The following is a 237-nucleotide window of genomic DNA, read 5'->3' as shown; positions in this document are numbered from 1 at the left end:
CGACCTGGCTCGACAGGCTCTGCGTGGTCTCGGCGGTGCGGGTCAGCGTGGAGGCGGCCGATTCCAGCTGCACGGCGGACGCCGAGACGTTGGAGACGATGGCGCCGACCGCGCTCTCGAAATCGTCGGCAAAGCGGATCAGCTCGGCGCGGCGGCTTGCCGCCTGCTCCCGGTTCTGGACTTCGCTGGCGGCGGCATCGCGCTCGGCCTTGGCCACCGCCTGAACCTTGAACTCCT

1 pseudogene is annotated in these 237 nt (G+C 70.0%); it reads right to left on the bottom strand.

The features are described 5' to 3' along the window. Positions 1-237, bottom strand: a pseudogene (locus AAE027_RS39575) (methyl-accepting chemotaxis protein); the annotation flags it as partial.

This window comes from Bradyrhizobium sp. DN3, from assembly GCF_041357655.1.
GTDB lineage: Bacteria > Pseudomonadota > Alphaproteobacteria > Rhizobiales > Xanthobacteraceae > Bradyrhizobium.
This window is presented reverse-complemented; position numbering and strand designations above follow the sequence as displayed.